Source organism: Corynebacterium tuberculostearicum, from assembly GCF_022347235.1.
Classification (GTDB): domain Bacteria; phylum Actinomycetota; class Actinomycetes; order Mycobacteriales; family Mycobacteriaceae; genus Corynebacterium; species Corynebacterium tuberculostearicum_F.
Genome location: NZ_JAKRDX010000006.1, coordinates 1 through 22,644 on the forward strand (window position 1 = coordinate 1; position 22,644 = coordinate 22,644).

At 59.7% G+C, this 22,644-nt stretch carries 24 protein-coding genes; 10 read left to right on the plus strand and 14 right to left on the minus strand.

Annotation, left to right across the window (positions count from 1 at the left end; all coding sequences use genetic code 11):
• Positions 1–324: 324 nt before the first annotated feature.
• The 3 genes from MHK09_RS04500 to MHK09_RS04510 form a co-directional block, all read right to left on the minus strand.
• A complete protein-coding gene (locus MHK09_RS04500; RefSeq protein ID WP_250412783.1) occupies positions 325–705 on the minus strand; it encodes a hypothetical protein in 381 nt (126 codons plus the stop codon).
• 587 nt (positions 706–1,292) lie between these two features.
• Complete coding sequence (locus MHK09_RS04505) at positions 1,293–2,096, minus strand: AAA family ATPase (RefSeq protein ID WP_250412784.1); 804 nt, start codon at positions 2,094–2,096, stop codon at positions 1,293–1,295.
• Positions 2,093–2,467, minus strand: coding sequence for a GntR family transcriptional regulator (locus MHK09_RS04510; protein ID WP_005327000.1), 375 nt, complete (start codon positions 2,465–2,467; stop codon positions 2,093–2,095). The genes MHK09_RS04505 and MHK09_RS04510 overlap by 4 nt, the downstream gene beginning before the upstream one ends.
• 203 nt (positions 2,468–2,670) lie before the next feature.
• Between MHK09_RS04510 and MHK09_RS04515 the strand changes: the two genes are divergently transcribed.
• A complete protein-coding gene (locus MHK09_RS04515) occupies positions 2,671–3,768 on the plus strand; it encodes an NYN domain-containing protein (protein WP_250412785.1) in 1,098 nt (365 codons plus the stop codon).
• Here the strand turns inward: MHK09_RS04515 and MHK09_RS04520 are convergent.
• Positions 3,765–4,502: a PspA/IM30 family protein gene (locus MHK09_RS04520; RefSeq protein WP_005325958.1), complete on the minus strand. Its 738-nt coding sequence runs from the start codon at positions 4,500–4,502 to the stop codon at positions 3,765–3,767. The two genes, MHK09_RS04515 and MHK09_RS04520, sit on opposite strands and share 4 nt — an antisense overlap.
• Before the next feature lie 83 nt (positions 4,503–4,585).
• Entirely contained in the window at positions 4,586–4,954 is a 369-nt protein-coding gene (gene trxA, locus MHK09_RS04525) for a thioredoxin (RefSeq protein ID WP_005325956.1), read from the minus strand.
• A 117-nt stretch (positions 4,955–5,071) separates the two neighbouring features.
• On the opposite strand from trxA, the gene MHK09_RS04530 reads away from it, so the two are divergent.
• The 3 genes from MHK09_RS04530 to MHK09_RS04540 all read left to right on the plus strand — a co-directional run bounded on the left by MHK09_RS04530 (position 5,072) and on the right by MHK09_RS04540 (position 8,017).
• A complete protein-coding gene (locus MHK09_RS04530; RefSeq protein ID WP_005325954.1) occupies positions 5,072–5,272 on the plus strand; it encodes a heavy-metal-associated domain-containing protein in 201 nt (66 codons plus the stop codon).
• Positions 5,273–5,280: 8 nt separating this feature from the next.
• Positions 5,281–7,434, plus strand: coding sequence for a heavy metal translocating P-type ATPase (locus MHK09_RS04535; protein ID WP_250412786.1), 2,154 nt, complete (start codon positions 5,281–5,283; stop codon positions 7,432–7,434).
• A gap of 118 nt (positions 7,435–7,552) precedes the next feature.
• Complete coding sequence (locus tag MHK09_RS04540; protein ID WP_250412881.1) at positions 7,553–8,017, plus strand: VanZ family protein; 465 nt, start codon at positions 7,553–7,555, stop codon at positions 8,015–8,017.
• A 1-nt stretch (position 8,018) separates the two neighbouring features.
• Here the strand turns inward: MHK09_RS04540 and dnaB are convergent, their stop codons facing one another.
• From dnaB to MHK09_RS04580, 8 genes are all read right to left on the minus strand, one after another.
• Entirely contained in the window at positions 8,019–9,449 is a 1,431-nt protein-coding gene (gene dnaB / locus MHK09_RS04545; RefSeq protein ID WP_005325950.1) for a replicative DNA helicase, read from the minus strand.
• A 468-nt stretch (positions 9,450–9,917) separates the two neighbouring features.
• Complete coding sequence (rplI, locus tag MHK09_RS04550; protein WP_005325949.1) at positions 9,918–10,370, minus strand: 50S ribosomal protein L9; 453 nt, start codon at positions 10,368–10,370, stop codon at positions 9,918–9,920.
• A 48-nt stretch (positions 10,371–10,418) separates the two neighbouring features.
• Positions 10,419–10,967, minus strand: coding sequence for a single-stranded DNA-binding protein (locus MHK09_RS04555; RefSeq protein ID WP_005326997.1), 549 nt, complete (start codon positions 10,965–10,967; stop codon positions 10,419–10,421).
• 49 nt (positions 10,968–11,016) lie between these two features.
• Entirely contained in the window at positions 11,017–11,307 is a 291-nt protein-coding gene (rpsF, locus tag MHK09_RS04560) for a 30S ribosomal protein S6 (protein WP_005326996.1), read from the minus strand.
• A 122-nt stretch (positions 11,308–11,429) separates the two neighbouring features.
• A complete protein-coding gene (locus MHK09_RS04565) occupies positions 11,430–11,618 on the minus strand; it encodes a hypothetical protein (protein WP_005326995.1) in 189 nt (62 codons plus the stop codon).
• Entirely contained in the window at positions 11,615–13,012 is a 1,398-nt protein-coding gene (locus MHK09_RS04570; RefSeq protein WP_200435873.1) for a glycosyltransferase family 87 protein, read from the minus strand. The genes MHK09_RS04565 and MHK09_RS04570 overlap by 4 nt, the downstream gene beginning before the upstream one ends.
• Before the next feature lie 6 nt (positions 13,013–13,018).
• Entirely contained in the window at positions 13,019–15,268 is a 2,250-nt protein-coding gene (locus MHK09_RS04575) for a transglycosylase domain-containing protein (RefSeq protein WP_250412788.1), read from the minus strand.
• A gap of 75 nt (positions 15,269–15,343) precedes the next feature.
• Positions 15,344–15,721: a DUF5318 family protein gene (locus MHK09_RS04580; protein WP_034667960.1), complete on the minus strand. Its 378-nt coding sequence runs from the start codon at positions 15,719–15,721 to the stop codon at positions 15,344–15,346.
• Between the two features lie 117 nt (positions 15,722–15,838).
• On the opposite strand from MHK09_RS04580, the gene MHK09_RS04585 reads away from it, so the two are divergent.
• From MHK09_RS04585 to MHK09_RS04610, 6 genes are all read left to right on the plus strand, one after another.
• Positions 15,839–16,927, plus strand: coding sequence for an inositol-3-phosphate synthase (locus tag MHK09_RS04585; RefSeq protein ID WP_150851203.1), 1,089 nt, complete (start codon positions 15,839–15,841; stop codon positions 16,925–16,927).
• A gap of 54 nt (positions 16,928–16,981) precedes the next feature.
• Complete coding sequence (locus tag MHK09_RS04590) at positions 16,982–17,482, plus strand: MarR family winged helix-turn-helix transcriptional regulator (RefSeq protein ID WP_005325935.1); 501 nt, start codon at positions 16,982–16,984, stop codon at positions 17,480–17,482.
• Positions 17,483–17,568: 86 nt separating this feature from the next.
• Positions 17,569–18,540: a universal stress protein gene (locus MHK09_RS04595; protein WP_250412790.1), complete on the plus strand. Its 972-nt coding sequence runs from the start codon at positions 17,569–17,571 to the stop codon at positions 18,538–18,540.
• Positions 18,541–18,549: 9 nt separating this feature from the next.
• Positions 18,550–19,032 (plus strand): hypothetical protein, encoded by a 483-nt coding sequence (locus MHK09_RS04600; protein ID WP_250412792.1) that lies wholly within the window; start codon positions 18,550–18,552, stop codon positions 19,030–19,032.
• A 17-nt stretch (positions 19,033–19,049) separates the two neighbouring features.
• Positions 19,050–20,909 carry a chorismate-binding protein gene (locus MHK09_RS04605; RefSeq protein WP_250412794.1) on the plus strand — a complete coding sequence of 620 codons (1,860 nt, stop codon included), beginning with the start codon at positions 19,050–19,052 and terminating at the stop codon, positions 20,907–20,909.
• Positions 20,906–21,658 carry an aminotransferase class IV gene (locus tag MHK09_RS04610; protein WP_250412796.1) on the plus strand — a complete coding sequence of 251 codons (753 nt, stop codon included), beginning with the start codon at positions 20,906–20,908 and terminating at the stop codon, positions 21,656–21,658. Before MHK09_RS04605 ends, MHK09_RS04610 begins: the two co-directional genes overlap by 4 nt.
• Here the strand turns inward: MHK09_RS04610 and trhO are convergent.
• Positions 21,655–22,590 carry an oxygen-dependent tRNA uridine(34) hydroxylase TrhO gene (gene trhO, locus MHK09_RS04615; RefSeq protein ID WP_005325928.1) on the minus strand — a complete coding sequence of 312 codons (936 nt, stop codon included), beginning with the start codon at positions 22,588–22,590 and terminating at the stop codon, positions 21,655–21,657. The genes MHK09_RS04610 and trhO overlap by 4 nt on opposite strands.
• Between the last annotated feature and the right edge of the window lie 54 nt (positions 22,591–22,644).

The window sequence follows — 22,644 nt, forward strand, 5'->3', positions numbered from 1 at the left end:
AACCGGCACACACCAACCAACAAACCACTAAGCCTGCTGGCAGACAAACCAATCAACACACAACCATGCACACAAAAAATAAAAAGTACATTGGCACACTATTGAGTTCTCAAACATCATCACCACACAACAACCACACACTTTTGCATGTAGCTCGTTGTGAGCAAAAAGAATTTTGTTTTGTCAGGGCCTGTTTTCCTATCGCCGCTTCAGCCAGGAACTTTAGTGTTCCTGTGGGGCGCTGTCGGTCGCGCTGACCCGTATTAAGTTACACAGCGACCTAAACAAACACAAATCCCCAGGTAAATGGTCCTTTTGGGTGGCTTAAGATATGCCCATCCAAGCACTCATTCCGCCACGGTGTGCATTTGCTCGGCGAATGTAGGCGGGGAACGTCAATGCCCAGGCCGCATAGAAGGCCACCGCCAAGAAAAGCTGGACAACCGCGGGAACCGCCACCTGAGTGCACAGAAGGGCCGTCCCGGCGATGAGGACCGCATAGAAGGCGAATAGGTACCAATTCTTCTTTCCCAGAAATTCCAGACTGGCCACTACTGGGGCACAGGTGGCGCTAGGCAGCGCGACGGCCGCAACGAGTCCACCGTCTTTCCCTAGTACTGCGCTGAAGGTTAAGGCGACGACGACAGGGATCAGTCCGAGCACTGCAGTGTGGCGGGCCCAGACGGTACGGCTACCACCAAGCACCGTGTATCCACGAAGGGATACCCGCAAGCTGTGCAAAGCCGCAGCGAGCGCTACCGCTGTCAGTGCCCAGCATAAACTTCCTAGGAAGCCTAGGACTGGGATTTGATCCTCATACCTGTAGAGAGCAAGACCGATCGCAGGAGCCAAACACGCTGCGCCCCACGCCTTGACCTGGGGGCGATAGATTGCTTGCCCGGCCAAGGTACGAGGGAACCATCCAAATCCGTTTGAGGGTTGGGAACCGGTCGTGGTGTACCCGACCCGTTTAGGAGTAGCCCTGCGGTACATGGCCCACGCCGCTGCGACGGCATAAATGGGCAATGCCCACCACAACTGCACGGTGAGGGCACCGATAGCTGACGCTAATGTACACAGGACAACGAGAATGCGGCGATGCTCATTCCAGAATTTCGAGCCTAGGCCCACCAACTGATACTTCTTAAAGTCTGGTGTCAGGGAAAGTATTAGTGACAAGGAAAAGATCACCGGGAGCACGTTCCACGTTCCCTGCGCCATGACGGGCATGAGGAGCAAAGCGAAAAGGAAAAAGGTCCAGCTCCACCAATCGCCTAGGTACCACAGGAGTTTCATGCTTTCTCCTCCAATGCCATAACCGCACGTTCCAAGGAAACTTCATTGATCCGCAGGCCATGGGCCTGGGCCGTGCGGAAGATAGGCTCGGTGGCGGCAGAGCGGGCGTCGGCAAGCAGGCGATCTCCTACAAGCGTGGTTTCTCTACTCAGCACTGGGAGATCGAGCTCTTCGACCGCTGCGTTGAGAGCCTCCGATGGGCCCGTGAGCTCAAGAATTCCCTCGATGAAGTCATCAATGGGGCCTGAAATTGGGCTGTCCCCCATCAAAGCGACGGTATCGAGAAGACCCGCTACCTCATTGAGGTGATGGGTGGAGATGACGATGGTACGGCCGTGTTCCTCACGAAGGACCTGATAGAAAAGCTCGCGGCGCTGTGTGTCGAGGCCGAGATAGGGCTCATCAAGAAGCATGACTTCACAGCCAGAAGCAACGGCGAAGATGAAGCCCACCGCAGACTTTTGCCCGCGGGAAAGGGCAGAGTAGGCCTTGGCCGGCACGTCAAAGCGAACCAGCAGCTCATTGAACCGCTCCTCATCCCAATGCGGCCAGCGCGCCTTACCAATAACGCCCAGCTTTCCGATGCCCCAGGAATCCGGCAGTGGGTTATCAATACCCATCAATATGACTCGGTTGAGAACCGACTGCTTGTCAAAGGGTTCCTCACCGAAGACGGTGATACCGCCAGATTGGATTTGTCCGGCAATTTTGCGCAGGAGCGTGGTTTTGCCAATGCCATTGGGGCCAACTAAGCCGTGTGTGAGGCCATCGGCAAAGGTGAAATCTCGTGTTGTAATCATGAGTACATTCCTCGGCTTTCTGCAACGCGATCAAATAGGTCGTGGAGTTGGGCGCGGTTGTAGCCCAGGCGAACGGCTTCGTCGACAAGCGGTGCCATGTATTCCGCCGCGAAGTCGGCGCGGCGGCGCTCGCGGATCGTTTTCAGGGCCCCTTCTGCCACAAACATGCCGATACCGCGGCGCTTATCCAGCACCCCGATATCCACTAGGAGGCTGATGCCCTTGCGGGCAGTGGCCGGGTTGATGTTGTGGAAATCAGCAAGCTCGTTAGTAGATGGGGCCCTATCCCCCTCACCCAAGGTTCCGTCCACGATGGCGTCCTCCACCAAGGAAGCAATCTGGCGGAAGAGTGGTTGCGTGGAATTATCCATTGACCCTCGGTTCGTTGGTTAGTTACTTGTGTAACTAACCATATCGGCAACACCCCATCCCTGCAATACTTCCAGAGAGAAAACTTTTTTGCGGCCACTGCGCTGGGATTTTGCCCAAGCTTATCGACGTTTTGTGACTAATGGGGCACACTGGAAACCACAAAGAATTTTATTTAGAACAATTAGAACGGAACTTAGGAGCCATGCTTGAACGCACACTCGTCTTTGTCGATACCTCATACTTGCTCGCAAGCTTTTATAACTCGTGGGAAACGGGTGCCCGCGCACAGCTAGAAATCGATCTGCCCGAGGTGGTCAGCACCATGGGCGGGATGATCGAGAACCAACTGGGAACCCCAATCCAGCGCCAATACTGGTATGACGGCATTCCCGATACCGGCCCACACCGCTACCAGCGCGCCCTGCGCACCTGCGAAGGGGTCCAGCTGCGCACCGGTCAGCTCATCGAATGGGGTGAGCGCCGCACCCAAAAGGCCGTAGATACCCGTCTCGTAGCGGACATGGTCATCGCCGCCATGAAGGGACAATTCACCGACTTTGTCCTCGTCAGCGGCGATGCGGACATGATTCCCGGCGCTCAAGCCGCCGTGGATAACGGCATCCGCGTACATCTTTATGGGTTTGGCTGGGACTCCATGTCCTCCGCACTGCGCCATGCCTGCGATTCCACCACCATCTTGGACCCTCGCGAGGACTTCGCAGACGCTATGGAATTGCAGGTCCTAGAAGGCCCGCTTCCTCCAGTGGTGCGCGAAAATGGGCATAAAGAGGGCGAGGAAATGCCCGAACCGGATGAATGCGGCGAGCCTTCAGAGGTGGAGGCAGCCTTCGGCGCCACAGAAAAGCCCACCCCGGCCCCAACGCCCAAGCCGGCTCCTCCCAAGGCGGATGCCGCAGAGGATTCCGCCGCCGAGGAGGACTCCCCCGCGGAGAAGCCGGCGCCCAAGCCATCCATGATGGCACCGCGCCGCAAGCTGCGCTCTAAGTATGTGCCGCTGCCGGAAGAAGTATGGAGCTCGGCCGGCTTCCAATCCCCATTCGACGTGGGCCAGCAATACGCCTCGTGGTGGTTCGATAACGCTGCTAGCACCGAGCAGCGAGATCAGGCACATCTACTTTCCGGCGGCGGGCTTCCCCCGGAGATCGACCGCCCGCTGTTGCAGTTTGCCTGCGAAACCCTGCACGAATACACCCTGACCGAAACCCAGCGCGTGAACCTGCGCGATGGATTCCACTCAGGGATTCGTGGGGTTCTCATTAACGTTCGCCGGCAGAATTAATCGCCGGACTCGAGCTCTTTCTTCTTTTTAAGATCCGCCCGGATGGCATCAAGGCGCGCAGTCGCCTTCATGTCATTGCCGGCGGCTTGGATCTCATTAATGCGATCGCCGCCGGTGGCGTGCTGCAATTCTTGCGCGCCAAGGGCATCGGCGTAGCGCTTTTCAATCTTGGCACGCACAGAATCAAGAGTAGGTACGGAATCGTCCGGGTTGAGCTGATTCATGGAATCAATAGCCTGGGCGTTCTTTTCTTGCATAGCCGCCTGGTCCGCCTGAGCCTCCAGCTGGCTAACTTGCGCTAGTTGTTCCTTCAAGCGCGCCTCAGACTGCTGCTGCTGGCTCTTGGCCTGCGCGGCAGCCTGCTCTGCGGCGGCGTACTGCTGCTTAACGTCTTCCAGCTCCTGCTCCACCGCTACCAGCTGGGAGGCAACCACTTCCGCAGCCTGGTTATACTCGGAGGCCTTTTGCGGGTCCTCCGCAGAATCCGCCAGCTCCAATGCACGCTGGGTTTGAGACTGGTAGTCCTGCTGGGACTTAACCAGCCGATTCATCTGCATCTCCAGCTGGGACTTATGGCCGATGATTTCTGCAGCGTGATCAGAAATCTGCTGGTGCTGCTCCTTGGCGGCCTGGACGGCCTGCTGGATCTGCACCTTCGGATCAGCGTTCTCATCAATCTTCTGATCGAAGGAACTCATCATGTACTTCCAGCCCTTGCTGAAGGGGTTAGCCATTATCTTCTCCTTTGGACATAAAAAGACGCTTTCTAGCGAGTTTAGCGATACTCACCAGAAAGCGCCCAGGAAGCTAGCGGGGATTAACCCTGCGCGTTCTGCTCTTCTACCTGGCGGCGAACCTCCGCCATATCGAGTTCCTTGACCTGCTTCAGCAGGTCTTCCAATGCTGCAGGTGGCAGCGCGCCAGCCTCGCGGAAGACCAGGATGCCATCGCGGAAGATCATCAGCGTAGGAATGGACTGAATCTCCAGCGCGGATGCGAGGCCCTGGTTAGCCTCGGTATCGAGCTTGGCAAAGGTAGCATCCGTGTGCTCTTCGGAGGCCTTTTCAAAAACCGGCGCAAAGCGCTTGCAGGGGCCGCACCAATCGGCCCAGGCGTCTACGAGCGTAATGCCCTCGCCGGTAACGGTTTCTTCAAAGTTTTCTTCGGTGACGTCGATAGTAGCCATGGTTGTTCTAACTCCTTTGCGGATTGCTTTATTCCCCAACGTACATGAAAAATCCTTGTCATATACCCCTAGGGGGTATAGAATGGGCCCAGAAACCAACTCTAAGAAAGGATCATCATGAGCACCAAGAACTACACCGTAGAGGGCATGACCTGCGGACATTGCGAAATGTCGGTGAAGGAAGAGGTCGGCGAAATTTCTGGCGTTAGCGAGGTCACTGCGGACCATACCACCGGCGCCGTCACGGTTACTGGCACCGATTTCACCGATGAACAGGTAGCGGCCGCCGTGGCTGAGGCCGGCTACACGCTGAAGTAGGAACCACCATGTCCCACTTGGACCTTGGCGTAACAGGAATGACGTGCACCTCCTGCTCCTCCCGCGTCGAGCGCAAGCTCAACAAGCTCGAGGGAGTAAGCGCCAGCGTCAATTTCGCTACCGAGGCGGCGGCCATCGAGTATGACTCCCAGTCGGTAAGTCCACAGGAGCTCATTTCGGTGGTAGAGAGCGCAGGATACGGCGCCTTCGATATGGCGGGGGCGAAGGCGGAGGAGCCCCAAGCCGAGAAGAGCAGTGACGGAGGGCTACTGCGCCGCACCATCATCTCTGGTGCCCTATCGCTACCGCTCATGGTGGTATCGATGTGGCCGGCACTGCAATTTCCCAATTGGCAGTGGGCCTGCGCCATCGTGGCCACCATCGTCTATATCTTTGGTGGCGCGCCTTTCCACACCGCTACGTGGACGAACCTCAAGCACGGTTCTTTTACCATGGACACGCTTATCACCATGGGAACCTCCGCGGCCTATTTTTGGTCGCTGTGGGCGCTGTTTTTCGGCAATGCAGGCGAACCGGGCATGAAAATGCACATGACGCTGGACGCGAACGCGGCGCAGATGGACCACATCTATTTCGAGTCCGTGGGCATGGTCATTACCTTCCTCCTACTCGGCCGGTGGTTCGAGGCACGGGCCAAAGGCCAGTCCTCTGAGGCTCTGCGGGAGCTACTCTCCCTAGGAGCTAAAGAAGCCTCGGTGCTGCGCGAGGGAGGCGAGCAGCGCATTCCAATTGCCCAGTTGCAAGTAGGCGATGTCTTCGTAGTACGCCCGGGCGAGAAGATCGCCACCGATGGCATTGTCGTTGCCGGTAACTCGGCGGTCGACGCCTCCATGATCACCGGCGAGCCCGTGCCCGTCGAGGTCGGGTCCGGCGATGCGGTGACCGGCGCAACCATTAATGCCTCTGGCAAGCTTGAGGTTCGAGCGACCAAGGTGGGCGAGGATACGGTACTGGCCCAAATGGCCCAGCTGGTCACGGATGCACAAACGTCCAAGGCACCAGTACAGCGCCTCGTGGACCGCATTGCGCAAGTCTTCGTCCCCGCGGTCATCGCCGTAGCAGTGCTGACGCTCCTTGCGCATCTCTTCTTCGGCGGGGTGGCCCCAGCGTTTATTGCCGCGGTCTCCGTCCTCATTGTGGCCTGCCCTTGCGCTATGGGCTTGGCGACGCCCACCGCGATCCTCGTCGGCACCGGCCGCGGGGCGCAGCTGGGGCTTGTCATTAAAGGCCCGGAGATCCTGGAATCTACGCGGCAAATCGATACCATCGTCATGGATAAGACCGGAACGGTCACCGCCGGAGAGATGTCCGTTACCGCCGTACACGGCGACGTCCTCGACTTGGCCGCGGCCGTGGAACACAATTCCGAGCACCCCATCGCTCGCGCTATCGCTAGCGAGCGCAGTGTAAAGCCGGCTACCGACTTCGCAGTGGTTCCGGGTGGCGTGGAAGGAACTGTGGAGGGGGTCCGGGTAGGCGTCGGCAAGCGCCAAGGCCCGTTGGGCGACCTGGAAGGGCCGTTCCGCGCCGCACAGGATGCTGGTGCCACGCCGGTGGTCGTCACCGTCAACGGACAGCCCGCAGGCGTCATTGAGGTGCGCGATACCATCAAGCCCAGCTCGGCCGCCGCCGTGGCGCAGATGAAGGAACTGGGGCTAACCCCTTACCTGCTGACCGGTGATAATGCCGGGGCCGCCCGCGCAGTGGCTGCCGAGGTGGGAATCGATCACGTCAGCGCTGAGGTCCTGCCAGAGGACAAGGTGAACCACATCAAGGAGCTGCAGGCCGCGGGGCACACCGTGGCGATGGTGGGCGATGGCATTAACGACGCCGCCGCGCTGGCCCAAGCCGACCTCGGCCTCGCCATGGGCGCGGGTACCGATGTTGCCATTGAAGCCTCCGATATCACCCTGATGAACGGCGATCTACGCTGTGCCGCTGATGCCATTCGGCTCTCGCGCCGCACACTAGCAATTATTAAGGGCAACCTTTTCTGGGCCTTTGCCTATAACGTCATACTCATTCCTGTTGCCGCGCTCGGCTGGCTCAATCCCCTACTGGCGGGCCTGGCCATGGCGCTGAGCTCGGTTTTCGTGGTTACTAACTCGCTACGGCTGCGCGGCTTTTCCGTCCGGCGCTAAATAAGGCCGCCGAGCACCCCTGAGCAGGCTAGCATTGGCGGGGCGTACACTCCCCCGCCACGAAAGAAAGGACTAGCGCGTGCTCAGCAGGGTATCCCTCGCCGCGTGGACCGCGGTTATGGTCGCGTTAACCACGCTCAAGCCCTTCTACCAGATTGGCTATTTGTGGAAACCGGAAAATCAGCGCGCCCGGGATTTGCGCTGGGTTCCTTTCGATGAATTTTCCGGCGGCAGCTGGTTTGGCCCGCTATTTGAGTACGCGGGCAATACCGCATTCTTCATCCCCTTCGGCATGCTGGTCTTTAGCCTCTGCCGCTCCGTTAAGAAGACAGCTGCGTGGGGATTTGGCCTCAGCCTCGTACTAGAAGTGTGCCAATATGCTTTCGCCCTGGGGCGCACGGATATCGATGATCTTCTCTTCAATACCCTGGGCGCTCTGATTGGCGCGACGTTCGCCCGCCTGTGCGGCGAACGCCTTTTCCCCGTATGGCGGTGGCTGGCGCTCGCCGCAGCTGCGGTTTTCTTGGTATTGGTCATCCTTGGCCCACGATTGGGAGACCCCAACGCGGTGGTAGACCTGTAATTTAACCGTGCGCCATATTGACAAACTTGGAGTAGTGCAGCTGGTGCGCCACCTGCACGGTATCGATCGGGCCGCCACGGTGCTTGGCTAGGATAATATCCGCCTCTCCGGCGCGCTCATTATCGCGGTCCTGGGAATCGGGGCGGTAGAGCAGCATGACCATATCGGCGTCCTGCTCCAGCGAGCCAGACTCACGGAGATCCGCAAGCTGCGGCTTTTTATCCGTACGCGCCTCAGGTCCACGGTTCAGCTGCGAGATCGCGATGAGGGGAACCTCCAGCTCCTTGGCCAAGAGCTTCAGCTGGCGGGAGAACTCAGAGACCTCTTGCTGGCGAGACTCGACCTTTTTACCCGAAGACATCAGCTGCAGGTAGTCCAAGACGATGAGGTCCAAGCCGTGCTGCTGCTTGAGGCGGCGGGCCTTGGACCGAATTTCCATCATCGTGAGATTCGGTGAGTCATCAATGAAGAGTGGGGCGTCTTGTACTCGGTTAAGGGTCTCATCGATCTTTGCCCAGTCCTCGGTGGAAACCCGGCCACCGCGCATATCGGCCAGCTTCACCTCTGACTCCGCTGAAAGCAGGCGCATGACAATCTCAGAAGCCGACATCTCGAGAGAGAAAATCACCGAGGACTTGCCGTGCTGCAAGGAGCAGGACCGCATAAAGTCCATGGCCAGGGTCGATTTACCCACACCAGGGCGAGCAGCAACGATGACCATCTGGCCCGCGTGAAGGCCGTTAGTTAACTTGTCGAGGTCGATGAAGCCAGTCGGCACGCCTAGCTCCACACCGCCGGCTTGCTGCAGGGCGGCGAGCTCATCAATGGTGGGGTCAATGAGATCCCCCAGGACTCGGTAATCTTCTGCCGTCTTGCGCTGGGCGACGGCGAAAACTTCCTGCTGCGCACGGTCCAGCACGGACTCGATTTCTGCATCTTCGGTGCCGGAAAATCCGAGCTGTACTACGCGCGTACCGGCATCAACAAGCTTGCGCAGCACTGCCTTTTCCGCGACGATTTCGGCGTAGTAGCGTGCGTTGGCCGCCGTTGGCACCGTGGCTAGCAGAGTGTGGAGATAAGGAGCACCGCCGACGCGCTCGAGGTTATTAAAGCGGTCGAGCTGGGAGGCCAAAATGACGGCGTCGACGTCCTTGCCCTCTGAATAGAGGTCCAGCATGGCACGGTAAATCAACGTGTGTGCCGGATAGTAGAAATCCTCCGGCTCCAGCTCCTCGATGACTTCCATCACCGTATGGGGGCTCAGCAGCATGGCACCCAGAACACCCTGCTCCGCTTCGCGGTCCGCGGGGGGTTGGCGGAATTCGCCATAGCGCTTTGGCTCTTCCTGCTGATAGCGACGGCGCGGAGCCGGTTCCTCCTCTGGCGGCGGCTCCGGTGGCAGGTGTTCATCATCAAAACTGGCGTTGGTCATGTCTTCCCCCTTGTAGCTATTCGAGCGTCCGAGCGTATCGGAATCTCAGTGTAGTCTAGTGCCCGGACACCACCCCCTGGGCATAACTTCCACAGTTATCCACAGGGTGCTGTGAAAATTGCAGGTCGCGAGAGCCTTTGCCCATATTTGCCCTGCATAGGCCTGTGGATAACTCCAAAAGCCCATGACCTGCGCAAATCAAAATCCCAGCTCAGGGTATGTTTTTCCCGGTGTGAAAATAGGCACATCATCCGTGGATAAGGGGCCTGACCTGCGGGTTAATAAAGCAGCCTCCACGTAAACAGAAAGTTAAACGGCCAAAGAGTTATCCACAGAATTCCACAGTTATCCACAGGCCGGTGAAAACGCGCTAAAGGCCCCAAGTACCTGCCACCTCACATAGCAGGAACTTGAGGCCTAAAGCGTTGCTGTTGTCTTTGGGTCTTATTTGGACCGTCGTGCGCCTAGTTAGGCAGCAACGACCGAGAAGTTCACCTTGCCGATAACATCAGCGTGCAGCTTCAGCTCGACCTGGTAGTTGCCGGTCTTCTTGACCAGGCCCTTAGGAAGCACAACGATGCGCTTATCCAGCTTAGGGCCACCAGCCTTGGAGACGGCGTTGACAATGTCTTCTGCTTGAACGGAACCGAAGAGCTTACCGGATTCGGAGGTCTTAACCTCTACCTTGACATCCGTCAGCTGCTCGAGCTGGTTGCGGACCTCACGTGCGTGATCCAGGTCGCGAATCTCGCGAGCTTCCTGGGCGCGCTTGATGCCCTCAATCTGCTTCTCTGCGCCGCGGGTAGCCACGATGGCCAGGCCGCGAGGAAGCAGGTAGTTACGTCCGTAGCCGTCCTTAACCTCAACAATTTCGCCAGCGGCGCCGAGGTTCTCAACGGCAGCGGTGAGGATCAGCTTCATGATCCCTGCCTTTCAATTGAGTTAGTTGAATAGTTGCGGGTGACAGACTTAGAACGGAGGTTCAGAATCAGCGCCTCCGAAACCACCTGCAGGTGGTGCGGAGTTCCACGGATCCTCAGAAGGAGCCTGGTTCTGCTGCGGCTGCTGTTGCTGGCCGCCTCCAAAACCGCCCTGATTATTGTTATTCGAGCGCTGTTGGCCGCCGCCGCCAAAGTTATTGCCGCCCTCACGCGGATTGCGGTTTACCTGAGCGGTGGCGTAGCGCAGAGACGGACCGACTTCGTCGACGTCAATCTCGAATACGGTGCGGTTATCGCCCTCACGGGTCTGGAAGGAACGCTGCTTCAAGCGGCCGGTAACGATGACGCGCATGCCCTTAGACATGGTCTCGGCAACGTTTTCCGCTGCCTGACGCCATACGTTGCAGGTCAGGAACATAGCTTCGCCGTCTTCCCACTGATTCGTCTGCGAGTTATAGCGACGAGGGGTGGAGGCGACGCGGAAGTTAGCTACTGCCGCACCCGCCGGGGTGAAGCGCAGCTCGGGGTCAGCAACGATGTTGCCTACCACCGTGATATTGGTATCTCCCTGTGCCATGTCTTTACTCCTTATCGGTTACGTGGATTGTGCTTGATCCCAGTATCCGCTACTTGCTGTCGGTGCGCAGAACCTTGGTACGCAGGATGGTGTCGTTCAGGTTCAGACGGCGGTCGAGCTCGGCAACCGAAGTGTGCTCGCACTCCAGGTTGACGACGGCATAAATGCCCTCTTCCTTCTTGTTGATGGGGTATGCAAGACGACGCTTGCCCCATACATCAAGGTTCTCAACCTTGCCGCCTTCCTGGCGGACGATTTCGAGGAACTTATCCAGGGACGGGGTTACGGTGCGCTCATCCTGATTAGGATCCAGAATGATCATGACTTCGTAGTGACGCACGGACCTCATCACCTCCTATGGTCTAGTAGTTTTCGGCTGCATCACCTTTGCGGATGCAGCAGGAGGGTACGTTGCGTCAAGCAACCCCACTACAGTACCGCAAATGACCGGCGAAAAGAAATCTAACCAGTGGTCGTTGCGGCGAAAAACACAGCAGCAGTCGCCGGAATGATGGTGAGGAAAAGAATGGCCAAAAGCCCCAGCACGATGGGCCCGCGGCGATCTTCACGATTGTGGAAGAGCCAGAAGGCCCCCATCACGCAGAGGAATCCCAAGATGATGGATGCCATTCCGATATAGGTAATGATCATGCGAATGCTCCTGCCAAGGGGTCGCGGCCGGCGTGCGCATCGCGCACCTTATCCGGGGTCTTTCCGCACATCTGGCGAATGACGAGGACAGCCATGGCGATAATGAGGGCGTCGCGGGAGATAATCGCAACGTCAAGCAGCTCGTGCGGAATACCCTTATTGTCTGTACCCAGCATGTGCCACATGAGTAGGGGCCACACGAGGGCGTCGACAAGCGCCCAGCTAAAGACCAAGCGCCAGCGTGGCAGGGCTAGGGCCGCGGGCACTACCAGCCACAGAGAATACTGGGGCGACCATACCTTGTTGAATAGTAAGAAGGCTGCCACGATGAGGTAAACCAGCTCGGCCATGCGCGGGGTCCGCGCGCTGCGCAGGCCCAACACCGCAATCGCCGCACAGAGAGCCAAAAACGCCACCAGGCTGAAGGTATTGAGGAACTCAGGGCTAAAGCTAATCCCAGTATTGCGGCTGAGCACCGAGTAGATGGTGGTCCACTCCGCACCGCGCTCTTGGTTGAGGCGGAAAAATTCGCGCCATGCCTCCGGGTACTTCAGTGCCACCGGCGCGTTGACCACAATCCAGGTCACGGCCGCGCCGAGCAAGGCATAGAAAAATTGCGGCAAGCGACGATTGCGCACCGCCAAGACCAGGAACGCCCCCAAGAGAAAGAGCGGCCACAGCTTAAAGGAAGTGCCAAGGCCGATGAGGACACCCGCAACGACAGGGCGCTTGCGCGCGGCGGCCAAGAGCGCACCTACGGCAAAGGCAATGGAGGGGATATCCCAGTTGCTGAAGGCGTGGATGATGACAAGGGGGCTGGCGGCGACGAGGATGGTGTCCCAGGTGCGGTTGCCCACCAGCAGGTAGACCATGTAGAGCACGCCTACCCAGATGCACGCCATGACCAAGGCGGTCAGGCCGAAGTACCATCCGGCCTCCGGGATGCCAACCCACTCAACCAGAGAGTACGTATTGCGGGCAATCCAGCCCATCAACCCCTGGAATAGGCCCGCGAGGACTGGGTACTCCATATAGCGGGTCAGGTCACCCTCTTGCCAAGAATAGGCATAGGGGAAGCCGCCTTCGTCGAGGCCACGGCCACCGTAGAGCGGGATGATGTCGTTATAGCAAAAAGAGGTGTACTGGCGGTTGCCCGCCCAATTTAGGTTAATGACCCCGTCATCACCGCGGGTGCCGCCGGCGCAATTAGCCTTCGAGAGGAATCCGCACGCCAGGAAAACCCAGCCGACGGCGATTATGGCGCGCAGCGGGGTCCACCACTGGGTGCGGCGTACACCGGCAAAACGGCCCCTTGGCCCGCCGAGGAATTCAATTACCCCGCGGGCCAAGGGTTCTGAGGAGGCGGGAATGCGCTGGTGCGGATTCGCTGTCACTGCCGCCTACCCTAGGAGATCTGCCAAGTCGCTATCGGGGCCGATGAGGTCATCCAACGACGGCGCCTCTGGCTGGGCCGGAGCCTGGTTGCTATTACCGCTATTGCCACCATTGCCGCTATTGCCATTACCGCGTTGCGGTTTCGGGGCAGGCTTCGGACTCTCCGGCTTATTCTCCGGCTGAACCGGTTTGGTCTCCTCTTCCGGAGCTGCTTGCTCGGCAGGGGCCTCGTAGTCCTGGGTATCGCCAGCGCCGCTATCCCAGCTCGGGTCATAGGCCGGAGCGGCCGTTCCGGCGCCCATGTTGCCGAATCCCAGCGGATAGGCAGCCGGGAAGTTTTGGAATTCGGAGTTGGCCAGGGAGTTGTCCAGCACGGCCTTCCAAATCTTGGTTGGCGCGCCGGCGCCGTACATGATGCCGCCGTACTGATCGAAGATAGCGGAGGTGTTATCCGCGGTACCTACCCACACGGCGGTAGCCAGCTGCGGGGTAGCACCGACCATCCAGGCATCCTTGTTATTTCCGGTATCGCCCATCTGAGTGGTGCCGGTCTTTGAGGCGGAAACACGGCCACCGGCAAGAGCGCCATTAGACCATGCGGCCACCGGCTCCATGGCTTCGAGGACGTTATTGGCCACGTTGGACGATACGCGGCGCTCGCCGCCGTCTTCGGGGTGCTCGTACAGCACTTCGCCGGCAGCGTTTTCTACGCGCTGCACAAAGTGCGGGTTATGCCACACGCCCTGGTTAGCCAGGGTGGACATTGCGGTGGCCATATCGAGCGGGCGGGACTGATACTGACCCAGAGCGATGCCTTCGAATGGCTGCTTGCCCTTTTCCGTCAGCGTCTTGTCAATGCCCGGCAGGGACTTAGCCACGCCAAGGGCGTGCGCCATATCCGCGGTGTCCTGGGTGCCGTTCTTGAGGTCCGCCTGCAGGCGAAGGAAGGAGGTATTCAGGGATTGCTTAGTAGCCTCGCGCAGGTTGCACACGCCGCAGCCGCCGCCCACGTTGGTGACAACATCCGAACCAGGCAGCTGGTACGGAGCGGACGAGTAATTGGTATCGAGGCTGATGCCCTGCTGCAAGGCGGCCGCAAGGGCCATGATCTTGAAAGTAGAACCGGTCTGCAGCGGGGAGTTGGCATAGTCCCAACCATTGGAATCGTGGCCGCCAAAGTATCCGCGGACCGCACCGGTCTTCGGATCGATGGTCACGGAAGCCGCACGCGCATCCTCTTGCAGCGGAGCCATCTGGTCATCAACTGCCTGAATGGTGTTGTTCTGCACATTCATGTCGATGGTGGTGGTGATGCGCAGGCCGCCGGTGGACACCTCGTTTTCGGTGATGCCTACCTCTTCCAACTCGCGGATGACCTGATCCTTGATGTGGCCATTAGCGCCGGGCGCCTCGGTGTAGGCGGAGTACTCAGCTGGGTCGCGGGTCTCTGGGAAGACCATGCCATCGCGCTGTTCTTGGGTGAGGTCGCCCATTCCCACCAATCCATCAAGGACGTAGTTCCAACGGTCCTCGGAACCCTCCTGGTTCACGCGCGGGTCGAGGCCGGATGGGGACTGAATGAGGCCGGCGAGCATGGCGCCTTCCTCCGGAGTGAGGTCCTTGGCGTCCTTATCAAAGTAAGCGTTGGACGCCGCCTGGATGCCGTAGGCATTGCGGCCGAAATACACGGTGTTGAGGTAGGCGTTGAGAATATCCTTCTTATCCCACTCATTGGTCATCTTCACCGAGTAGATGAGCTCGCGAATCTTGCGCACGTAGGAGTATTCGTTGCCCACCAGCGTATTCTTCACATACTGCTGGGTAATGGTGGAACCGCCACCAGCATCTTCATTACCGGTTACCTTACCCACCACGGCGCGGCCGAGGCCGGTGAAGGAGAAGCCGGAGTTATCCCAGAAGTCACGGTCCTCCGCGGCCAGCACGGAGTCCTGCACGTAATCTGGGATTTCATCCAGCTTCACGTGGGTGCGATTGCCTTCCGGCGGCACCAGGCGGGCGAGCTGGGTCTGATTATCACCCGCGTAGATGGTGGAGACCTGGTTATTGGCCAGGTCCTTGGGCTCCGGAACGGTGTATTGCGAGTATGCGTAGGCAAAAAGTCCTGCGGGCAGTGCTACAAAGACCAGTAGGAACGCCAAAACGACCCACGGCCAGATGCGGCGCTTCTTTGTCGCCTGCTTTTTGCTGGGGCGAGCCACCTTAGTGGACTTGCCGGTAGATTCCTTCTCGGTCACTGATTCGTGTCCTCATTCATCCCTGATCACAAACTAAATAATTGCAGCTTACTGCCTAAGGCGGTGCGCTGGAAACTAACACGCGTTAAATGCAGTAGCAGAACGCAACAAGTGGTTCCACCGGCACTGGCGGCATACCTCCACCTCGTGCACCGTAAACTCCAAGCCCTCGGCCACAAACTCCGCTATTTCTTTCTCACTGCGGGCGCTTCCGGCGCGGCGGCCGAGGTTCTCGCCATAGACCCAGCGCGTGAGCCGCAAAGGCTCGCCGCACACGGGGCATTCCTTATCCATGGTGCGCCCATGGTGCTCAGCTGCGGCGCGCAGCAAAAAATCAGCATCGCACACGTCCTCCCGCGTGAGCTGCCCGGCGCGAAATTCGCGCAGGTGGTGGGCGCGCTCCCACTCATGGGAGAGCACGTGCTTATAGGCAACGGAATTCACCCGGATCATCCTAATTACCTCTTCTTGATCGATCCACATGGCGTTATGCCACCGTAGGGCATAGTTTTCGGCTTACTCTTGCGCAGTCACTGACAGCCACAACTCATGGAGTTAAAGGAGTAGACCGTGTCCGAAAAAGTAAAGGTCGCCATCGTGGGCGTCGGCAACTGCGCCACGTCCCTCATTGAAGGCGTGGAGTTTTATCGCAACGCCGCGGCCGACGCAGATATTCCCGGTTTGATGCACGCCCAATTTGGCCCGTACCACGTAGGCGATGTGGAATTCGTTGCCGCTTTCGACGTGGATGCGGACAAGGTGGGCAAGGATCTGGCGGAGGCTACGCGCAGCTCCCGCAATTGCACCATTTCCATTACCGACGTCCCTGAGCTGGGCGTTACCGTGCAGCGCGGCCCTACCCTGGACGGCCTCGGCCGGTACTACCAAGAATCCATCGCGGAATCGGAAGCCCCGCTTGCCGACGTCCCCGCCATACTCCGCCAGTCCGGCGCCGACGTCGTAGTCTCCTACCTGCCGGTGGGCTCTGAGGAAGCGGATAAGTTCTACGCCCAGGCGGCCATCGATGCAGGCTGCGCCTTTGTCAATGCCTTGCCGGTCTTTATTGCCTCTGATCCGGTATGGGCGAAGAAGTTCGAAGATGCCGGGCTGCCCATCGTGGGCGATGATATTAAGTCCCAGGTGGGCGCCACCATTACTCACCGCGTCATGGCGAAGCTCTTTGAAGACCGCGGCGTGCGCTTGGAGCGCACCATGCAGCTCAATGTGGGCGGCAATATGGATTTCAAGAATATGCTCGAGCGCGAGCGCCTCGAATCCAAAAAGATCTCCAAGACGCAGGCCGTAACCTCTAACCTGCACAACTCGCCCATCGCCGGCAAGCGCGAAGACCGCAACGTCCACATCGGGCCTTCCGATTACGTGGAATGGCTCGATGACCGTAAGTGGGCCTATGTCCGCTTAGAGGGCTCCGCCTTTGGCGAAGTACCGCTGAACTTGGAGTACAAGCTGGAGGTCTGGGACTCGCCTAACTCCGCCGGCATCATCATTGACGCCGTACGCGCCGCCAAGATTGCCCTCGACCGCGGGGTGGCGGGCCCGGTACTGGCTGCCTCGTCCTACCTGATGAAATCCCCGCCGGTACAAAAGGCTGATGACGTGGCGCGCGCCGAGCTAGAAGGCTTTATTGCCGGAAACTAATTTTTTGACTTCCGAACTACCGCGCAGGGAAAACGGGCTATACAATCGTTTTCTATGACGCAGCAACATGAGGAGAAGGGCCCCGCTCAATCCCCGTCTACGTACGAGGATGCCGTCGAGGTCGCGCGTTCCATCCAGCCGTCGCTCAATAAGCTCATTCTTATTTTCCAGCGCACGGCGGAGGGCTCTTCATTGACCACCTCCCAGGTGTCCATCATGAACCAGCTGCGTATGCGCGGACCGTCCCGCGTTTCCACCATCGCGCAGGCAGAGCTTATCCGCATGCCCACCGCCTCCAACGCGCTCTATCAGCTAGAGCGCCGCGGATACGTGGAACGCCACCGCGATGAAGAGGATCGCCGCGGCGTCTTGGTAGCGCTGACGCAACTAGGCGAATCCGAACTAGCCATCGTCTCGCAGCAGCGCGCCTCCGCCCTAGCAGAGATCATGCGGTGGCTCGAGCCGAAGGATTTGGAGACCGCCAACGAAGTAGCCACCGTTATCTCCAAGCTGGCTGATGTCTATCGCCCCACAATGCACGGCGAACAGCGCTAGTTTTGCCCGCGGTGATTTCATTTTTCGTGGGCTTAACGTGATAATTGAGAAAACGAAAACCGTAATCTCTCACTAGTTCACTCCGTATGGCAACTGATTCTTCCGATGGGCATCTGCCGGCCTTGAGCAAGGGCTCGGCCGATAAACCCCTTCGCATTCTTATTTCTTGGAGCCCTTCTTCCTCCGGCACCGAGGCTCTAGATTGTGCCGCGTGGCTTTCCCGTACCGCCGCTACCCAGGTGCGCGTCATCTCGACCGTGTTTCAGCCGTGGACTACTACTTCCCTCACCAAGCTGGGCGGAAAATATAAGAAATGGTTTAAAGCACAAAAGGAGGCCTGCGCGGCCGCGACCCATGCCGCCCTCGATGAAGCCGGCGTACCCCGCAGCTGCTGGGATGACAAGCCTTCCCTCTTGGTCGATGGGCCTTCGCGCCCCCATCTGCTGACGGAGATGGCCAAGAAGTTCGAGGCAGACCTCATCATCTTAGGCCCCAACCAGGCGGCGCCGAAGGGCCGTTTCTTCGCTGGTTCTACGGCCGATACCCTGCTGCATTATTCCCCTCAACCATTGGGCTTGGTGCCCCGCAAGGTGAAGCTGTCCAAACACGGCGTCACCCGCTTCAACTTTGCCATTACCGAACGCAGCCCGCGCGAAGATCATGAGATGCTCGCCGCAGCGGAGCTCGCCAACCGCTGGAACCTGCCGCTGCGCCTGCTTGCCTTCTCGGCAAAGGGACTGCTCAATACGCCGTCCAAGGATAAGCACGATATGGCGCTTAAGCTGACGGCCGAGTGGCTCGAGGATTCCCTCGCCATGCTGGACCGCGCCCGCGATAGCATCCAAGAAAAATTCCCCGATCTGGATGTCACCTCAGAAATCGGTTCCGGTGCAGGCTGGGGCGGGGCGGTGGATTCGCTCAAGTGGAAAAAGGGCGATCTGATGCTCATGGCCTCCACCCCGCAGGGCCCCATCGCCCGCGTGTTCTTGGGATCTACCGCCACGGAGCTGCTGCCGCATATTCGGGTGCCTATCTTGGTCCACCCATCCTGCGGTTAGGATTGGGGCATGAGCCTGCGACCAGAGCATCCCGAAAACGATCTGACTTCCGATGCGGACTATGCCAATCTGCGCCGCCCGGAACCGCGGAGCTTTGATGAGCTGGCCGATGAGCCGGACCCTTTAGAGATTGCCGCTGCTAACCGCCGCTCCACCCGCCAGGCCGTCTGGTACATGATCGGCGTTCTTGTGCTCTCCGCGCTGTATGGTTTCGCGGTCGCACTCTTTACTCGGCTCTCCGGCGGCCCCTTGTGTGAGGATGGCACCACCACGTGGCTCTGCACCGACGGGCAGCGCACCTTCTTTAGCCTGACCACCCCGATCATTCCCTTCTTCGGCATGATCGGCTGCGCCATCATCATGGTGCGCAAGCTGCACCGCTATCTGCGGTGGCGCAGTTGGATGGCCATTTTCTGGGTAATGGCCTGCAATTTCATGCTGTGGACTATCACCGATATCCAGCTGTTCCTCATGGACTCGGCCGCCGCATAGATACTTTCCGCCTCCCTATGATCCTCCTGCTTGATAATTACGATTCTTATACCTTCAACCTTGCCCACCTCATCGCGGAGGTAGCCGGACGCGAACCACTCGTCGTCGCTGCCGGTGAAGCGGACGGACTGGCCGAGCGCGTCCGTGCCGGCGAATTTTCGCATGTGGTGATTTCTCCTGGCCCGGGCACGCCGGAACGCGAGGAGGATTTCGGTGCTGCCCGGGGCATTGTCGCCGCCGCAGCCGCGGCCGAGATTCCGGTACTGGGTGTATGCCTTGGTCACCAGGGGCTAGGTCTGCTGGCCGGTGCCCAGGTGTCGCGCGCGCCGCAGCCGCGCCACGGTTTTGTCTCTACCATCAGTCACTCGGGCGAAGGCATCTTCGCCGGAATCCCGCAAGACTTCGAAGTGGTGCGCTACCACTCCCTGCATATAGAGGAGACCCCCGGCATTACCGTGCATGCCCGCAGCGAGGATGGCGTCATCCAAGCGCTTAAGGTCGACGGCTTGCCGCACTGGGGCGTGCAATTTCACCCGGAGTCGGTGCTTACCCAGTACGGCCGGGAGATTATGCGCAACTTTCTGGGCGGGTTCCACCTGCTCCACCGCGAAGTCCCCGGCGCGGTGGACTGCCCACGGGTCTTTGCCGCCCTGCAGGCCGAGGGCAACAATGCCTTCTTCCTCGACTCCGCGGATCCCCGCGGGCGCTATTCCATCCTCGGCGATACCGCCGGCGCATTGAGTCGCTCTTTCCGCTACCGGCTTGGCGACGCCCCCGATATCCTCACCCTCCTCGACCGCGAGCTCGCCACCCGCATCATCGACGCACCGGAGCTCCCGTTTACCGGCGGGGTCATCGGGTACCTGGGCTATGAATGCGCCCAGCTCACCCTGCCCATTGAGCTACGCCACCGCTCCCCTTACCCAGATGCCTACTTTGTGCGGCCGCAGTCCTTCATCGTCTATGACCATCAGGCAGAAACCGCGCACCTGTGCTGCCTTGCCGGTGACGGCGCCGAGGATCTCCTGGACCGCCTGGAGGCCGCCTTGGCTGCAAAGGAGTCACGGTCTACGGAGGAGGACGGTGGGGCGTCGCTAAGCGCGGGCTCCTGGCGCAGCCCTGGCTACCTGGAGCGGATTAAGCGCGCCCAAGAATTCCTGCACGCCGGCGAGAGTTACGAAGTCTGCCTGACCGATACCTACACGGCCGCGGCCGAAGGCGAGCTCTATCGCCGACTGCGCTCGCACAATCCCGCTCCCTATGCCGCACACCTCGTCTTCGACGGCGTGGAAGTATGCAGCGCCTCGCCCGAACGCTTCCTCACCGTGCGCGGCCGTGGGGTAGAGGCCAAGCCGATTAAGGGCACCATCTCGGCCGACCAGGATCCCGCGCTGCTGACCACGGACCCGAAGACACGGGCCGAAAACCTCATGATCGTCGACCTACTGCGCAATGATCTCTCCCGGGTATGCGAGCCCGGCACCGTGCGCGTGCCGAAGTTAATGCAGGTAGAAAGCTATGCCACCGTGCATCAGTTGGTCTCCACCATTACCGGGCAGCTGCGCGCCAGTGCCACCGCGGTCGATGCCCTCCGCGCCACCTTTCCTCCCGGATCGATGACGGGCGCGCCGAAGCTGCGCACCTGCGAGATCATTGACCAACTCGAAACGGGACCGCGCGGCGTGTACTCCGGCGTGGTGGGCTACCTGGGGTTTGACGGACAATCCGATCTCAGCGTGGTCATCCGCACGGCCGTGCGCGCGGCCGGTGAGGTCACCATCGGCGCCGGCGGGGCCATCGTCCTGGATTCAGATCCGGCCGCCGAGCTGGAGGAGCGCAACCTCAAGGCCCAATCCGTGTTGGGGGCGTGGCAATGAGCACCTACCTCTGGCACGAGGGCAGCTTCATTCCAAGCCAGCCCCACCCCGGCCCCTTTGACGTTGCGGATTCTTGGCGGATGCTTGCCGACGCCCACTCCAACGCCCTCCCCCTGCACCTCCAGCGCTTCGAGTCGGTGGCCGGACCGCTTCCCGCCGGCTTCGTCCCCGCGATGCTGCAGCTTATGGGCCCCGGCGATCTCTTCCCCCGCATCTCGCTAGCCGGCGGACAACTGCGCCTCGATATTCGCCCTGCGCCCCCTGCGCGCCCGGTCACCCGGGTGACCTATGTGCAAGCCCCCGACCCGCGCATGCAGCCTTTAGTCAAGGGCCCCGACTTCCCAGCGCTGGCACGCTACCGTAACAAGCATCAGGCAGACGGCACCGATGACACCGCCATCGTGGATGCCTCCGGTGCCATGGTGGAGACCACCACCGGCGCGCTCGTCGCCTGGGATGGGGAGACGCTCATCCTCCCCACCGGTCAGGCGCTACCCAGCATCACGCTGCGCCAGGTCATCCGGCGCGCCTCGGACCTTGGAATTCACACCGAAACGCGCCCCATCACCCCTGAGCTCGCCGCCGAGTGCCCCCTGTGGTTCCTCAACTCGCTCCACGGCATTAGCCCGGTCAGTAAGCTACACGCCCCCACCGGCACCGGCGCCATCCATCCGCCGGGCAGCCCACATACCACCGCGTGGCAGCACTGGTGGTGGGGCTGCTTCCGCAAGGAACCGGCGCGCGACTAGCTCTCCTGCTTGGCTAGCTGCGCTGCCACTTCGGCGCAATCCGGCCGGCCGCAGTGCTGGGTTTCTACGTGCTGAATGCAGTCATCACAGATGAGTACTTGCTGGCGGCAGGTGTCTTCATTGATGCAATTGTGGAAGGTATTGGTGCCCTTGCCGCAGTGCACGCAGTGGCCCAGCTGGATGAAGCCGGGGTCTTGGAGTCCTTGGCCAAACTCATGGTGCATGCGCTTGTCAAAGACATACATGGAGCCTTCCCACAGGCCATCGTTGCCGTACTTTTCGCCGTAGCGCACGATGCCGCCATCGATCTGGTAGACCTCTTGGAAGCCACGGTTCTTCATCAACGAGGACAGGATTTCGCAGCGAATGCCACCGGTGCAGTAGGACACCACCGGCTTATCCTTCATCCAGTCATACTTGCCGGATTCGATTTCCTCGATGAAGTCATGCGTGGTTTTCACATCGGGCACGACGGCATTTTTGAACTTGCCAATCTCTGCCTCCATGGCGTTGCGGCCGTCAAAGAAGACGACCTCCTCGCCACGTTCTTCTACCAGCTTATTTACCTCTTCGGGCTTGAGGTGCACGCCGCCGCCGACGACGCCGTTTTCATCCACCTTCAGCTCGCCCGGCGCGCCAAAGGCCACGATTTCATCGCGCACCTTGACCGAAAGGCGCGGGAAGTCATCCGCGCCGCCCTCGGACCACTTGAACTGCATGCGCTTAAAGCCGGGGTATTCCTTGGTCTGGCGGACGTAGCGCTTGCAGGCTTCCATATCGCCGCCAACGGTGCCGTTAATGCCGTGCTCGGAAATGAGGATGCGCCCCTTGAGCCCCAGGGACTCGCACAGGGTGCGCTGCCACAGCATGATCGCGGTGGGATCTTCGATGGGGGTAAAGCAGTAATACAGGAGAACTTTGCCAATAGTCACGCCCCAATCTTAGGCCCGCAGCTGCGCAGATCCCCAATCTTGTAGCTCTCCTTT

Bases quoted from the DNA above. Each gene is read 5' to 3' on its own strand.
- MHK09_RS04600 (WP_250412792.1), top strand. From the start codon at position 18,550: ATGAGCCTGCGACCAGAGCATCCCGAAAACGATCTGACTTCCGATGCG.
- MHK09_RS04505 (WP_250412784.1), bottom strand. From the start codon at position 2,096: ATGATTACAACACGAGATTTCACCTTTGCCGATGGCCTCACACACGGC.
- MHK09_RS04555 (WP_005326997.1), bottom strand. From the start codon at position 10,967: ATGGCACAGGGAGATACCAATATCACGGTGGTAGGCAACATCGTTGCT.
- MHK09_RS04530 (WP_005325954.1), top strand. From the start codon at position 5,072: ATGAGCACCAAGAACTACACCGTAGAGGGCATGACCTGCGGACATTGC.
- MHK09_RS04565 (WP_005326995.1), bottom strand. From the start codon at position 11,618: ATGATCATTACCTATATCGGAATGGCATCCATCATCTTGGGATTCCTC.
- MHK09_RS04580 (WP_034667960.1), bottom strand. From the start codon at position 15,721: ATGATCCGGGTGAATTCCGTTGCCTATAAGCACGTGCTCTCCCATGAG.
- MHK09_RS04605 (WP_250412794.1), top strand. From the start codon at position 19,050: ATGATCCTCCTGCTTGATAATTACGATTCTTATACCTTCAACCTTGCC.
- MHK09_RS04540 (WP_250412881.1), top strand. From the start codon at position 7,553: ATGGTCGCGTTAACCACGCTCAAGCCCTTCTACCAGATTGGCTATTTG.
- MHK09_RS04595 (WP_250412790.1), top strand. From the start codon at position 17,569: ATGGCAACTGATTCTTCCGATGGGCATCTGCCGGCCTTGAGCAAGGGC.
- MHK09_RS04610 (WP_250412796.1), top strand. From the start codon at position 20,906: ATGAGCACCTACCTCTGGCACGAGGGCAGCTTCATTCCAAGCCAGCCC.
- MHK09_RS04510 (WP_005327000.1), bottom strand. From the start codon at position 2,467: ATGGATAATTCCACGCAACCACTCTTCCGCCAGATTGCTTCCTTGGTG.
- MHK09_RS04535 (WP_250412786.1), top strand. From the start codon at position 5,281: ATGTCCCACTTGGACCTTGGCGTAACAGGAATGACGTGCACCTCCTGC.
- rplI (WP_005325949.1), bottom strand. From the start codon at position 10,370: ATGAAGCTGATCCTCACCGCTGCCGTTGAGAACCTCGGCGCCGCTGGC.
- MHK09_RS04590 (WP_005325935.1), top strand. From the start codon at position 16,982: ATGACGCAGCAACATGAGGAGAAGGGCCCCGCTCAATCCCCGTCTACG.
- trxA (WP_005325956.1), bottom strand. From the start codon at position 4,954: ATGGCTACTATCGACGTCACCGAAGAAAACTTTGAAGAAACCGTTACC.
- dnaB (WP_005325950.1), bottom strand. From the start codon at position 9,449: ATGACCAACGCCAGTTTTGATGATGAACACCTGCCACCGGAGCCGCCG.
- MHK09_RS04520 (WP_005325958.1), bottom strand. From the start codon at position 4,502: ATGGCTAACCCCTTCAGCAAGGGCTGGAAGTACATGATGAGTTCCTTC.
- MHK09_RS04515 (WP_250412785.1), top strand. From the start codon at position 2,671: ATGCTTGAACGCACACTCGTCTTTGTCGATACCTCATACTTGCTCGCA.